Annotated in this window: 12 protein-coding genes; 4 read left to right on the top strand and 8 right to left on the bottom strand. The window is 72.0% G+C overall.

Annotation, left to right across the window (positions count from 1 at the left end):
* Positions 1-1,070 (bottom strand): hypothetical protein (locus tag G514_RS30715; RefSeq protein ID WP_211222158.1); only part of this gene is annotated, 1,070 nt, incomplete at its 3' end.
* 107 nt (positions 1,071-1,177) lie between these two features.
* Here G514_RS30715 and G514_RS26975 point away from each other — a divergent pair.
* Positions 1,178-1,861 carry a Pr6Pr family membrane protein gene (locus G514_RS26975; RefSeq protein ID WP_051247509.1) on the top strand — a complete coding sequence of 228 codons (684 nt, stop codon included), beginning with the start codon at positions 1,178-1,180 and terminating at the stop codon, positions 1,859-1,861.
* Positions 1,858-2,208: a UBP-type zinc finger domain-containing protein gene (locus G514_RS0115055; RefSeq protein ID WP_028652428.1), complete on the top strand. Its 351-nt coding sequence runs from the start codon at positions 1,858-1,860 to the stop codon at positions 2,206-2,208. Before G514_RS26975 ends, G514_RS0115055 begins: the two co-directional genes overlap by 4 nt.
* Positions 2,209-3,026: 818 nt before the next feature.
* Here the strand turns inward: G514_RS0115055 and G514_RS0115065 are convergent.
* Positions 3,027-4,037 (bottom strand): S66 family peptidase, encoded by a 1,011-nt coding sequence (locus G514_RS0115065; protein WP_028652429.1) that lies wholly within the window; start codon positions 4,035-4,037, stop codon positions 3,027-3,029.
* A 4-nt stretch (positions 4,038-4,041) separates the two neighbouring features.
* Positions 4,042-5,283: a kynureninase gene (locus G514_RS0115070; RefSeq protein ID WP_028652430.1), complete on the bottom strand. Its 1,242-nt coding sequence runs from the start codon at positions 5,281-5,283 to the stop codon at positions 4,042-4,044.
* Positions 5,284-5,430: 147 nt separating this feature from the next.
* Here G514_RS0115070 and G514_RS0115075 point away from each other — a divergent pair, with 147 nt between their 5' ends.
* The gene (locus G514_RS0115075) at positions 5,431-6,087 is read left to right on the top strand and encodes an ABC transporter substrate-binding protein (protein ID WP_157544843.1); all 657 of its coding nucleotides are present in this window, start codon (positions 5,431-5,433) and stop codon (positions 6,085-6,087) included.
* 44 nt (positions 6,088-6,131) lie between these two features.
* Here G514_RS0115075 and G514_RS26980 read toward each other — a convergent pair whose 3' ends face one another.
* The 4 genes from G514_RS26980 to ilvD form a co-directional block, all read right to left on the bottom strand.
* Entirely contained in the window at positions 6,132-7,214 is a 1,083-nt protein-coding gene (locus G514_RS26980; RefSeq protein WP_051247511.1) for a PT domain-containing protein, read from the bottom strand.
* 66 nt (positions 7,215-7,280) lie between these two features.
* A complete protein-coding gene (locus tag G514_RS0115085) occupies positions 7,281-7,778 on the bottom strand; it encodes an SRPBCC family protein (RefSeq protein ID WP_028652432.1) in 498 nt (165 codons plus the stop codon).
* Entirely contained in the window at positions 7,775-8,140 is a 366-nt protein-coding gene (locus tag G514_RS0115090) for an ArsR/SmtB family transcription factor (protein ID WP_036564977.1), read from the bottom strand. Before G514_RS0115090 ends, G514_RS0115085 begins: the two co-directional genes overlap by 4 nt.
* 221 nt (positions 8,141-8,361) lie before the next feature.
* Entirely contained in the window at positions 8,362-10,053 is a 1,692-nt protein-coding gene (gene ilvD / locus G514_RS0115095) for a dihydroxy-acid dehydratase (protein ID WP_028652434.1), read from the bottom strand.
* A gap of 137 nt (positions 10,054-10,190) precedes the next feature.
* On the opposite strand from ilvD, the gene G514_RS0115100 reads away from it, so the two are divergent.
* On the top strand, positions 10,191-11,876 hold the full coding sequence (locus tag G514_RS0115100) for an APC family permease (protein ID WP_028652435.1): 1,686 nt from the start codon (positions 10,191-10,193) through the stop codon (positions 11,874-11,876).
* 16 nt (positions 11,877-11,892) lie between these two features.
* On the opposite strand, the gene G514_RS0115105 is transcribed toward G514_RS0115100, so the two are convergent.
* Entirely contained in the window at positions 11,893-12,978 is a 1,086-nt protein-coding gene (locus tag G514_RS0115105) for a WD40/YVTN/BNR-like repeat-containing protein (RefSeq protein ID WP_028652436.1), read from the bottom strand.
* Between the last annotated feature and the right edge of the window lie 9 nt (positions 12,979-12,987).

A 12,987-nucleotide genomic window follows, 5' to 3' on the forward strand; every position in this document is an offset into this window, starting at 1 on the left:
GCCTGGTCGGCGGCCACCACGCAGGTGCCGGCGTGCGCGAACGTCACCGTGCTCCCCGCCACCGTGCACGCGGCGTTGGTCGTGCCGGCCCCGACCGAGAACGTCACGGGGTTGCCCGACCCGCCACCCGTCGCGGTGACCGTGTAGGTCGCGCCGACCGAGCCGGGAGTCGGGGCCGTCGAGGTGAAGGAGATCGACTGGCCGGACTTGGCGACACTGGTCGACTGCGTCACCTTGGGCGCGGGGTCGTAGCCCGGACCGCCGGCCTGGTCGGCCGCGATCTGGCAGGTGCCGGCGTGCACGAAGGTGACGGTGCTGCCCGCGACCGTGCAGGCGGCGTTGGTCGTGCCGGACCCGACCGAGAAGGTCACGGGGTTGCCCGACCCACCACCGGTGGCGCTGACGCTGTAGGTGCTGCCGATCGAGGCCGGGTTGGGCGGCGTGGTGGTGAAGCTGATCGCCTGGGGCTGGTTGCCGCCGCTGCCGCTCGGGTTGACCGTCGCGATCCGGCCGATGTTGAAGTTGTGCGGACCGTTGACGTTCGACCCGGGGAAGAACTGGAACGTCATCGACGCGATCTTGGTCTGGTCGCCGGGGCCGTGCAGCTCGTAGCTCTCGGTGCCGGTCAGCGAGATCACCCCGACGGTCTGGCCGGCCGAGACCCCGAAGAAGGCCTGGTCCGACTGGCCCGTGTTGTCGGTCGCGGTGACCGCCAGGTTGCCGGCCTGGCCACCGGGGTTGGGGCTCGTCACCGAGTCGAAGTCGAACTGGAGCACGGTGGCTCCGTTGGCGCCGAGGTTCTGCAGCGTGTTGAACGTGTAGGCCACGCTCATCGACACCCCGTTGGCACCCGGCAACGAGATGTGACCCGCGCTGCCCGAGACGCTGAACGTCGCGCCGCCCGCGCCGGTCGCGGTGCGTGGCCCGAGCGGGCCGGCGCCGGCACTGTCGAAACCATCGACGACCACGCCGACGGACTCGGCAGCGGCGGGGGCCTGCCCCCAGGGGCTCACCGGTCCCGCGAGCAGGACGGCGATCACGAGCACGAGCAGACGACGCGACAACGACACGAGTAGCCATCCTTCTGACGGACCGGCGGGGTCCCGAGACCGCGTCATCATGCCACGGTGGAGCGACGACGGCTGGCGTTGTTCCGAAGAGCCCTACGCTCGACCTCGTGACCCCCCGCAGCGCCCGGATCTGGCACGGGCTGACGGCCGCGGTCGCGGTCGCTGCGCTGGTGCTGCAGCTGGTGCTCGTGCTCCGGGGCGGCCGGGTGCTCGACGAGACCGAGCAGCCGGGACTCGGCATCCGGCTGGGGAGGCTCGTCTCGTACTTCACGATCCAGAGCAACCTGCTGGTGGCGGTGGTGACCGTGCAGCTGGCCCGCGACCCGCTGCGAGACGGCGCCTGGTGGCGGGTGCTGCGGCTGGCCGCGGTCTCGGGGATCCTCGTCACCGGCGTGGTGCACTTCATCCTGCTCCGGCCCCTGCTCGACCTCGACGGCGCGGACCGGGTCGCCGACACGCTCCTGCACCAGGTGGTGCCGGTGCTGGCGGTCGTCGGGTGGGCCGTGTTCGGGCCGCGGCCGAGGATCGAGAGCCGCGACGTGGCGTGGACGCTCGTCTGGCCGCTGGCCTGGCTCGTCTGGACGCTCGTGGTCGGCGGGCTGAGCGGCTGGTACCCCTACCCGTTCCTCGACCACCGCGAGGACCACGGCACCATGGGGGTCGTGCTGACGAGCGCGGCCATCACGGTGTTCTTCGTGCTGCTGCTCGCGCTGGCGCGCCAGGTCGACCAGCGCACCCCACCGGCCCCGCAGGGGTGGGACCCCTACCGAGGAGGCGGCGTACGCCGATGACGACCGAGCAGAGCGAGATCGACCCCAGCGTGCCGCCCAGCGGCGCGGGTTGCGCGGAGTGCGACCCGGCCGGAGGCTGGTGGGTGCACCTGCGCCGCTGCGCCCGGTGCGGCCACGTCGGGTGCTGCGACTCCTCGCCGGCCCAGCACGCCACGGCGCACTTCCGGGCGACCGGGCACCCCGTGATCCAGAGCTTCGAGCCGGGCGAGGAGTGGTTCTGGGACTACCGCACCGACCAGCCCCTCGACGGTCCCGAGCTCGCGCCGCCGACCGCCCACCCGGTGGACCAGACCGTTCCCGGCCCTGCCGACCGGGTGCCCGCCGACTGGCGCTCGCACGTGCACTAGGCACCACTGGTCCCCAGGCACCAGGCGGTCGTGACGCCTTCGCATGCACGTGTCCCGAGCCTCTCCGGGCGGCTCAGCCGGGTCCTGGGCGCCGCGAGGTCCGCGCCGTTCACCGTCCAGGTCGGGGCACCGACCGGCGGCACGGGCGGCGGCGCCGGCGTGGAGCCGACCGGCCCGATGGAGGTCCCGTCCGGCGACTGGGACCCGGCGGAGTACCCCGCTCTGGGTCTGCCCCTCGCGCTGGGCAACCCGCTGGACTGGACGTGGCTGTGGAACGGCGGGGCGCGGTGGAACCCGTGCCGGGTGATCACCTGGGCCTACAACCCGGGGGCGGGCTACGCCGGGTCGCTCGCCGACGTGCAGCGGGCCTTCGCCAAGGTGGCCGGCCGCACCGGGCTGCACTTCAAGTACGTCGGCGCCACCGGCTTCGTCTACCACGGCGGCAACGACAACCCGGCGGGGGTCGACGTCGTCGTCGGCTGGTCGGACGCCGCCCACCTCGGCTCGCTCGCAGGCGGCGTGGTCGGCGTCGGCTGGGCCTACCCCGTCTCGGGCCCTGGCGTGGCCAACGAGATCGTCTCCGGCTACGTCGTGCTCGACCGCGCCGAGCTGCTCAACGGCGGGTTCGCGACCGGCGGGATGCCGACGTGGGGCCAGGTGATGGAGCACGAGATCGGTCACGTCGTCGGGCTCGGGCACGCCCGGGGGCGACGACCAGCTGATGGCCGCCTCGGCTGGGGCGGGCAACCACCTGTTCGGCGCCGGGGACCTGCTGGGACTGACCCTCGCGGGCTCGGTCAGCGGCTGCCTGTGACGGCTCAACCCAGCCGCTGCGTGACCTCGCGGACGCCGGGCGCGACGACCACGCGCGCGGACGCGCCGTTGACGAGCGGGAGGAACGGCTGGGTGTGGCCGATGTCCATCTGCGCGACGACCGGCACGCCGAGGTCGGAGAGCGCGTCCTCGACCGCCTCCAGCTGGGTGAGGTCGGGGGCGTCGGGCGCCGGGGTGCGGCCGACGAGCACCGCGGCGGCGTGCTCGAACCACCCGGCGAGGCGCAGCCCGTGGAGCAGGCGGCAGGCGTCGTACGCGCCGTGCTCGCACACCTCGAGGTAGACCAGCAGCCCCTCGTCGGCGTGCGCACGGCCGTAGGCGGGCACGTCGGCGTACGGCGTGGCGGCCATCGGGCTCAGCACCTCGAGGCAGCCTCCGACCAGGCGGCCCGAGACATCGACCTCTCCCCCGCCGAGCACGACCCAGTCCGTCGTCCGATCCAGCGACATCGTCGTCGTGTCGGCGACCCGGAAGTCGCCCCAGCCCTCGCGCGTGCGGCCCGGGCTGCGCTGCACGACCTCGCCGGTCGCGCCGACCAGGTCGGTCCAGTGCACGAGCCCCTCGGGCGGGGTGAGCGCGGTGTCCATCAGGTTCCAGCCGTGGGCGGTGGCCCACCCGAGGCGGGTGGTGAGCGGCACCAGGAGCGTGCAGATGTCGCTCCACCCGACCAGCCAGGTCGGCTCGGCGGCCGCCAAGCGGTCCCAGTCCAGCTGGTCGAGCAGGTCGATCGCCAGCTCGCCACCGAACGGCGGCACCACGGCCGCTACCTCGGGGTCGCACAGGAAGTCGACGAGCTCGGCGGCGCGCTGCTCCTTGGGCGCGGACCGCACGAGGTCGCCCGACATGCACTCGCCGACGACGACCTCGTAACCTCGGTCGCGGAGCCATTGCAGGTTGAACTCCAGCCGCGCCAGGCCCGCCTCCTCCACCCCGCTCGACGGCGAGGTGACCGCGATGCGGTCACCTGGCGTCAGCGGGCGCGGGAAGCGGGTCATCGCCTCAGGATGCCAACTCGGCGAGCACCTCGCGAACGGATTCCAGCCCGGCGGTCACCTCGGCGTACGACGTGGACAGCGGCGAGAGCCCGATCCGCAGGCCGTGCGGGTCGCGGTAGTCGGGGATCACGTCGCGCTCCCACAGCGCGGCCGTGGCCTCGCGCATCAGCGGGTGGTTGAGCGTGACGTGGCCGCCACGCCGTTCCGGGTCGAGGGGCGAGGCGAGCACGACCCCGAGGGGCGCGAGCAGCTCGCCCGAGACCTCCACCGCGTGCTCGGTCAGCGCCACGGACTTGCGGCGCACGGCGTCGAGGCCGGCCTCCGCGACCAGGTCGACCATGTCCTCGAGGGCCAGCATGCCGACGATCGACGGTGTGCCCGAGAGGAAGCGTCGGATGCCCGTCGCCGGGATGTACGACGGCCCCATCAGGAACGGGTCGTCCGCCCCCATCCATCCCTGGATCGGCTGGGTCAGCCCGGTCTGGAGGCGCTCGGCGACGTAGAGGAACGCCGGCGAGCCGGGGCCGCCGTTCAGGTACTTGTAGGTGCAGCCGACGGCGAGGTCCACCTCCCAGGCGTCGAGCTCGACCGGCACCACAGCCGCCGAGTGGCACAGGTCCCAGAGCACGAGCGCCCCGGCGTCGTGGACGATCCGGGTGAGGGCGGGCACGTCGGCGAGCCACGCCGACCGGTAGGCGACGTGGTTGAGCACCACGAGCGCCGTCTGCGGCCCCACCACCTCGGCGAGCTGCTCGGCGGTGACGCCGGCCGAGGTGTCGACCTCGATCCAGCGCAGCGTCAGCCCCGTCTCGCGCGCGACTCCGCCGGCGACGTAGCGGTCGGTCGGGAACTGGTCGCGGTCGAGCACGATCTCGGTCCGGCCGGCCCCGGCCTGCTCCTGGGCTTCGACCGCGGCCCGCATCAGCTTGTAGAGCAGCACCGTCGTGGAGTCGCCGATGGCGACCTGGCCGGGCGCGGCACCGAGGCAGACCTCGCCGAGCCGGTCGCCGAGGGTGCGCGGCAGGTCGAACCACCGCTCGTCCCAGCCGCGGATCAGCCGGCCGCCCCACTCGCGCTCGACGAACTCGGCGATCCGGGGACCGGTCACCTTCAGCGGCCGGCCCAGCGAGTTGCCGTCGAAGTAGACCAGCGGTGTCTCGGCGCCGACGAAGCGGTCGCGGTAGGCCGCGAGTGGATCCGCCGCGTCGCGGGGGGCGGGATCGAGGGCGGCGCCGGCAGAGCTCACCGTGCATGTCTACCCGAATCGACACCCTGGGGGGTTTAGCCCGCGACCCCTCGGACACAGGACTTGAAGACGGGTCCAACGCCCGTCTGGACCTCACGGGGAGATTGGTCTGGGGATCGGGTTCTCGAGCTCAGAAGGGAAAGACCGATGTCCATTCCTCGTCACCACTCGACAGAACCCGGCGGGCGCCTGCCGGTGCGCTGGGCCGCCCTCGTCGCGGTCCTGCTGTCCGCCGCACTGACCCTGGCCGGGCAGCCGGGGGCGGTCTCCGCGACCACTGCCGATCGCACCCGTCCGGCCACCGTCGCGCACACCGACCAGGGGTCGATGACCTCTCGCATCAAGGGCAAGACCTCCCACGGTGAGCGGGTCACCGGCACCTTCACCCCGCTCCGCGTCAAGAGCAAGCACGGCCGGCTCATGATGAAGGGGATCGTCCAGGGCGTCGTCCACGAGGCCGGCCGGACGAGCACGTTCACCTCGATCCGCAGCGTGCCGGTCAGGTCCGCCGCCGGGCACTCGCTCAGCCGTGACGCGGCGAGCGGCGCTGTCGCGGGTCGTGCCGCGGCGTGCGACATCCTGCACCTCGTGCTGGGGCCGCTGGACCTCGATCTGCTCGGGCTCCAGATCCACCTCAACCGCGTGGTCCTCGACATCGTCGCGGCCACCGGGGCGGGGAACCTGCTCGGTAACCTGCTGTGCGCCATCACCGGGCTGCTCGACGGCACCCCGGCCGCGGGCCTGCTCGGCCAGCTCGCGAACCTGCTCAACCAGGTGCTCGCCGCGCTGCGGCTCGGCGCCTGAACGGGGGCCCGTCCGGCTCCGGCCGGGCGGGCCTCACCAGGGGGTCACTGGAAGCTGACGAACCGGACCTTCGGCCTGATCCGGCGGACGTCGGCCGCCGACATCCGGTGGACGTCCTCGTCGTAGAACAGCTTGAAGCCCATGAAGAACTGGCTCGGCCGGGCCACCGCGTGGAAGGTGTCGAGCTTCTGGCCCGGGGTGCCGAAGCCGTCGACGTGCTGCACCATCACCAGGCCGCGGCGCGGCTCGATGGCACCGATGTCGTTGATCATGTCGGTGCGGAACTGGTGGAGCACGAACAGCTTCTGCGGGAGTGAGTGGCGGGCGACGAGGTCGCGGAGCCAGGCGGAGACGCGGTTGACCTCGCCGGCACCGACCGAGCCGATGCGCGTGCCGGGCACGCCGTGCTTGCCCATCCGCCACTCGGGGTCGAGCGCCAGGCCGACGTAGGGGTCCTTGAGCGCCCAGGCCCAGCGCTTGGCGGCGGTCAGGAAGTCGGAGCGGCCGGGCTGGATGTCGAGCAGGAGCAGGGCATCGTGCCGGTGGGCGGCGTCGATGTACTTCTGCACCTCGGCGCGCGGGATGTCGTGGGAGTAGTTGCCGCCGGGGCCGGCGTAGCGGTCGGCGATGCTGACGATCAGCTCGTAGACGACCTGGACCGGCTGGTTCTTGCGGGCGAACGGCTTGGCCGCGCGGTGCACCCGGCGCTGCATCTCGTCGGGTCGGGTCTCGCCGAGGACGCCGAGCGCGCCGGTCTCGGCGGTGCCGTAGTAGGCGACGAGGAACCGGCCGTCGCCGAAGATCTTGGTGGCGCCACCGGGCAGCGTCTGGGTGGGCTGGGGCGGCTCCGCGGGCTCCTGGGTCGGCTGCTGCGTCGGCTCCGACGTCGGCTCCGACGCCGGCGGTTGCGACTGGGGGTCGGTCACCGTGGTGCCGCTGCCGGTGTCGGTGTGCGCCGTGGCCGACAGCCCGGACGTCGAGGAGACGGTGGTCGCCGTCGTACCGGCCTCGCGCATCGCGCCCCAGGCCGGCAGGTTCGCGGCGTCCGGGACGGCGGCGGCGAGCCCGATCAGCGCGGCCATCGCGAGGAAGACGCCGACGAGGACGGGGCGATCGGATTTGTCCATCGGACAGGAGACGATATGCGATCGCCCCCGGTTGCGACCCGACGCCCCTCCGCGTCGTCGGGGGTTCTAGAGAGTGCCGTCGGCCAGCAGCGCGTCGAGCTTCGCGTAGCCGTCGTTCACGCCGACCTCCATACCGGAGGAGAGCCAGGCGTCGCGCTCCTCGAAGCTGTCGCATAGCGAGGTCGCGACGAGCCGGGTGCGGCCGCCGCCGAGGTCCTCGAAGACCATCGTCTCCAGCGCCACGCTGTCCGGCATCCCCTCGTAGGTGAAGGTCTGCACGAGCCGGTCCTCGCGGACGGTGTGGAAGCAGCCGCGGAAGGCGTACTCCTCCCCGCCCGCGGTGCCGTGCCAGCGCCAGCTGCCGCCGTTGCGCGCGTCCCAGTGGTCGATGGTGGCCTCCGTGCCGTCCGGGCCGGTCCAGCGCGAGAACAGGTCGGCCTCGGTGTGGGCGCGGAAGAGCTGCGCCGGAGTCGCCGCGAACTCGCGGGTCATCCGGATCAGCGGCAGGTCGGCGGGCGCCTCGATCGTCGTGGTGCCGTCGGCGGTCGTGGTCGTGGTGGTCATGCGGTCTCTCCTTGCTCGGAACGGTCGTTGCCGTCGGTCTCGTCGTTGAGCTCCGCCAGGACGGCGTCCAGGCGCTGGTAGCGCGCCTCCGCCTCGCGGCGGTAGCGCTCGATCCACTTCGTCATCAGGTCGAACACCTCTGCCTCGAGATGCACCGGCCGGCGCTGCGCGTCGCGGCCCCGGGTCACCAGCCCCGCACCCTCGAGCACCTTGAGGTGCTTGGAGACGGCCTGCAGGCTCACGTCGTACGGCGCCGCCAGCTCGCCGACCGTCGCGTCGCCCGCGCACAGGCGGGCCACCATGTCGCGCCGGGTCGGGTCCGCCAGTGCGGCGAACACCTGGGACAGCGGGTCGGCGGTCATCTCGGCCTCTCGATCGTGTTCAACCGATCGGTTGAACACGAGCAGGTTGCCACGCCGCCCTGGTAGTTGTCAACCACATGGTTGAGGACGTGCTGCTAAGACCGATTCCGCGCATTCGCGCCCATTCGGTCTTGTTCCACGCGTGAAACAAGACCGATCCGGCGCAATTGCGCCGAAACGGTCTTGGAGCCGGCCGCACGTACGCCGGCCAGCACGCCGAATCAGCCGGTGACGGCCCCGTCGGCGGCGGATGACACGAGCCTGCGGTACTTCGCCAGCACCCCGGAGGTGTAGCGCGACGGCAGCGGCTCCCAGCCGTCCTTGCGGGACTCCCAGTCGTCCCCCATCTCGACCTCGAGCGAGCGGTTGAGGACGTCGAGGGTGATCTGGTCGCCGTCGCGGACGAACGCGATCGGTCCCCCGTCGACCGCCTCGGGGGCGATGTGGCCGACGCACAGGCCGGTGGTGCCGCCCGAGAACCGGCCGTCGGTGATGAGCAGGACGTCCTTGCCCAGGCCCGCGCCCTTGATGGCGCCCGTGATCGCGAGCATCTCGCGCATGCCGGGACCGCCCTTGGGGCCCTCGTTGCGGATCACCACGACGTCGCCGGCGGCGATACGGCCTGCCTCGAGGGCATCCATCGCGGCGCGCTCGCCGTCGAAGACCCGCGCCGTGCCGGTGAAGACCGAGTCGTCGAAGCCGGCGGTCTTCACGACCGCGCCCTCGGGGGCCAGCGACCCCTTGAGGATCGTGAGGCCGCCGGTCCTGTGGATCGGACGGTCGAGCGAGCGGATCACGTCGTCGTCGATCGCGGGCGGGTCCAGCTCGGAGAGGTTCTCGGCCATCGTCCGGCCGGTCACGGTCAGGCAGTCGCCGTGCATCAGGCCGGCGTCGAGCAGCGCCTTCATCACGACGGGGATGCCGCCGACCTTGTCGACGTCGTTCATCACGTAGCGGCCGAACGGCTTGAGGTCGCCGAGGTGCGGCACCTTGTCGCCGATCCGGTTGAAGTCGTCGATGCTCAGCTCGACCTCGGCCTCGCGGGCCATCGCCAGCAGGTGCAGGACGGCGTTGGTCGAGCCGCCGAGCGCCATCACCACGGTGATGGCGTTCTCGAAGGCCTCGCGGGTCATGATCTGGCGCGCGGTGATGCCCTGCCGCAGCAGCCCGACCACGGCCTCCCCCGACCGGTGCGCGAAGCCGTCACGGCGCCGGTCCACCGCGGGCGGCGCGGCCGACCCCGGGAGCGACATGCCGATCGCCTCGGCGACCGCGGCCATTGTGTTGGCGGTGTACATCCCGCCGCACGCGCCCTCGCCCGGGCAGATCGCCCGCTCGATCCGGTCGACCTGCTCGCGGCTGATCTTGCCGGCCAGGCAGGCGCCGACCGCCTCGAACGCGTCGATGATCGTGACGTCCTGGCCGTCGACCTGGCCCGGCATGATCGACCCGGCGTAGAGGAACACGCTGGCGAGGTCGAGCCGCGCGGCGGCCATCATCATCCCCGGCAGCGACTTGTCGCAGCCGGCGAGCAGCACCGATCCGTCGAGCCGCTCCGCGCTCATCACGGTCTCCACCGAGTCGGCGATGATCTCGCGGCTGACCAGCGAGAAGTGCATGCCCTCGTGGCCCATCGAGATGCCGTCGGACACCGAGATCGTGCCGAACTCCAAGGGGTAGCCGCCCGCCGCGTGCACGCCGTTCTTGACCGCCTGCGCCAGGCGCTGCAGCGACAGGTTGCAGGGCGTGATCTCGTTCCAGCTCGACGCGACGCCGATCTGCGGCTTGAGGAAGTCGTCGTCGTCCATCCCGACCGCACGGAGCATCCCCCGCGCGGCGGCGCGCTCGAGCCCGTCGGTGACGTCGCGCGACCGGGGCTTGATGTCCGGGGTGCCACCTGGAACCTGTGCCATGGGCCGAGCGTACGGCGTGCGGAGGGGCTCTCCGGTCACGGCTTGGAATGTGGCCGGGTGAGTGCGCGACCCGGTGTGGGTACTCCTTGACGTTGCTCTGGGCAACCGTCCGGGCAACCCCACGGAAGGAGCGGGGGATGGCCACCACCACCCAGGAAGCACCCGGACAGCAGGAGCACCACCTCAAGCGCCACGTCGGCGTCGTCGGGCTCCTCTTCGCCAGCGTGGGCTCGATCATCGGCTCCGGCTGGCTCTTCGGCGCCCTCAACGCCTCGGTCGAGGCGGGCCCGGCCGCCATCATCTCGTGGGCGCTGGGCGGGTTCATGATCCTGCTCATCGCGCTCGTCTACGCCGAGCTCGGGACGATGTTCCCGCTCTCCGGGGGCGTGGTCCGCTACCCCCACATGTCCTTCGGCTCGTTCGCGAGCTACACCACCGGCTGGATCACGTGGGTCGCCGTCGCGACGACCGCGCCGATCGAGGTCGAGGCGGCGCTGCAGTACGGCACGAAGTACGCCGCGTTCACCAGCGAGCACACCGTCGACGGTGAGGCCGTGCACACCCTGACCGCGCTGGGGTACGGCGCCGCGGTCGTGCTGATGGCGGTCTTCGTGGTCGTCAACTACTACGGCATCAAGTGGTTCGCCCGCGTCAACAACGTGCTGGTCTGGTGGAAGATCGGCATCATCCTGCTGGTCATCGCGGCGTTCCTGATCTCGGCGTTCCACCCGGGCAACTTCAGCGACCACGGCTTCGCCCCCAACGGCGTGCACGGCGTCTTCACGGCGGTCGCCACCTCGGGGATCGTGTTCTCCTACCTCGGCTTCCGTCAGGGCATCGAGCTCGCCGGCGAGACCGACAACCCGAGGCGCAACGTGCCGCTGGCCGTCATCGGCTCGGTGCTGCTGACCGCCGTCATCTACATCGCGCTGCAGGTCGCGTTCATCGGTTCGCTCAAGCCGTCGATCCTCGCCGACTCCGGCGGCTGGGCCGACCTCAGCTTCGAGAACGACTTCGGTCCGCTCGCGGCCCTCGCCACCATCCTCGGCCTGAGCTGGCTGGCGGTGCTCCTCTACATCGACGCGATCGTCTCCCCCGGCGACACCGGCCTGATCTACACCACGATCACCGCCCGGATCTCCTACGCGATGGCGCGCAACGGCAACGCCCCCAAGGCGCTGGCCCGCACCACCGACCGCGGCGTGCCGCTGCTGAGCCTGATCGTCACCTTCTTCGTCGGCCTGATCGTGTTCCTGCCCTTCCCGAGCTGGCAGCAGCTGGTCGGCTTCATCACCTCGGCCACGGTGCTGTCCTTCGCGTCCGGCCCGCTGGTCATGGTCGCCCTGCGCCAGCAGGTGCCCGACGAGGAGCGGCCGTTCCGCCTGCCCGGCGGCCACGCCATCCCGCTGCTGGCCTTCTTCGGCTCCAACCTGATCATCTACTGGTCGGGCTGGGACATCGTCTGGAAGCTGATGGTCTCGGTCGTGCTCGGGTTCGTGCTCCTCGGCGTCTTCGCCGCGACCGGGCGGGTCACTGCACCGCGGCTGGACCTGAAGGCGGGGGCGTCGTGGCTGCTGCCCTGGCTCGGCGGCCTGACGGTCATCTCGTGGATGGGCAGCTTCCCGGAGGACCCACTCAAGGGGAACCGCGGCTGGCTCAACTTCGAGTCCTCGATCGCGGTGATCCTCGCCTTCTCGGTGCTGATCTACGTGATCGCGTACGCCGTCCGGCTCTCCCCCGAGGACGCGCGTGAGCACATCGAGAAGGTGCGCGAGGAGGCCGCTGTCGAGGACGAGCAGCTGGAGGGCAGCGCGCCCGCCTGAGCCGCCGACCCCGGGGTCAGTACGCCGCGGCCCGGACGACCATGACGTCCGGGAGGTTGGCCACGACCTGGCGCCAGCTCTCCCCCGCGTCGGCGGAGGCCCACACGGCGCCGTTGCGTGCGCCGACGTAGAGACCCGCGGAGTCGTGGCTGTCGGCGCACATGGCGTCGCGCATGACGCCGACGAAGAAGTCGTCGGGCAGCCCGTCGCCGAGCTCCTCCCAGCTCTCGCCGGCGTCGCGCGAGCGCCACACCCGCGCCTTGGCGTCCGGCGGGTAGCGGCGGTCGCCGCCGTTGATCGGGAAGACGAAGACCGTGTCGGGCTCGTGGGGGTGGACGACGACGGGGAACCCGAAGTCGGCGGGCAGCCCGTCGCCGATGTAGGTCCACGAGGCGGCGTGGTCGTCGGAGCGGTAGACGCCACCGTGGTTCTGGAGGAACAGCCGGTCGGGGCGCGCGGGGTGCCGGGCGACCTTGTGCACGCACTGGCCGAACGGCGGGTACTGCTGGCCCTCCGGGAGGAACTCGGCGCGGATGCCCGCGTTGCGCGCCTGCCACGAGGCGCCGCCGTCGGAGGTCTGGTAGACGCCGCCGGTCGAGATCGCCACGGTGACCGAGTCGGGGTCGTCGGGGTGCGGGAGGATCGTGTGGAAGGCCTGCCCGCCGAACCCCGCCCCCCACTCCTGCCGCTGCGGGTGGTCCCAGAGCTGCTGCTCGAGCGCGAAGGTGTGCCCGCCGTCGGACGAGCGCCAGACCGCGCCCGGCTCGGTGCCGGCCCAGACCGTCTCCGGCTCGTGGCCGGCGACCAGCTGCCAGATCCGCTCGACGCTCGCGCCGCTGCCCTCGGGGAAGCGGATGCCGCCGTCGGCGCTCTCCGCCCAGGTGGCGCCCAGGTCGTCGGACCGGCGGACCCGCGGGCCCAGCCAGCTGGAGGAGGCGCCTGCGTAGAGGCGTGGCGGGTCGGACCGGGTGTCGGCCAGGCAGGAGTAGACCTCCTCCATGTCGAAGTGCGGTCCGGTGAACTGCCACTCCTCGCGCGTCTCGTCGGACGTGCCGACCCAGAGCCCCTTGCGGGTGCCGACCAGCAGGACGGTGTGGTTCATGGTGTGCAT

The sequence above is a fragment of the Nocardioides halotolerans DSM 19273 genome (genome assembly GCF_000422805.1).
Lineage (GTDB): Bacteria > Actinomycetota > Actinomycetes > Propionibacteriales > Nocardioidaceae > Nocardioides > Nocardioides halotolerans.

Excerpts from the sequence above, each read along its gene's own strand:
- G514_RS0115090 (WP_036564977.1), bottom strand. The coding sequence starts at position 8,140 with ATGACCGCCGACCCGCTGTCCCAGGTGTTCGCCGCACTGGCGGACCCG.
- G514_RS0115100 (WP_028652435.1), top strand. The coding sequence starts at position 10,191 with ATGGCCACCACCACCCAGGAAGCACCCGGACAGCAGGAGCACCACCTC.
- G514_RS0115085 (WP_028652432.1), bottom strand. The coding sequence starts at position 7,778 with ATGACCACCACGACCACGACCGCCGACGGCACCACGACGATCGAGGCG.
- G514_RS26980 (WP_051247511.1), bottom strand. The coding sequence starts at position 7,214 with ATGGACAAATCCGATCGCCCCGTCCTCGTCGGCGTCTTCCTCGCGATG.
- G514_RS0115075 (WP_157544843.1), top strand. The coding sequence starts at position 5,431 with ATGTCCATTCCTCGTCACCACTCGACAGAACCCGGCGGGCGCCTGCCG.
- G514_RS0115105 (WP_028652436.1), bottom strand. The coding sequence starts at position 12,978 with ATGAACCACACCGTCCTGCTGGTCGGCACCCGCAAGGGGCTCTGGGTC.
- G514_RS0115055 (WP_028652428.1), top strand. The coding sequence starts at position 1,858 with ATGACGACCGAGCAGAGCGAGATCGACCCCAGCGTGCCGCCCAGCGGC.
- G514_RS0115065 (WP_028652429.1), bottom strand. The coding sequence starts at position 4,037 with ATGACCCGCTTCCCGCGCCCGCTGACGCCAGGTGACCGCATCGCGGTC.
- ilvD (WP_028652434.1), bottom strand. The coding sequence starts at position 10,053 with ATGGCACAGGTTCCAGGTGGCACCCCGGACATCAAGCCCCGGTCGCGC.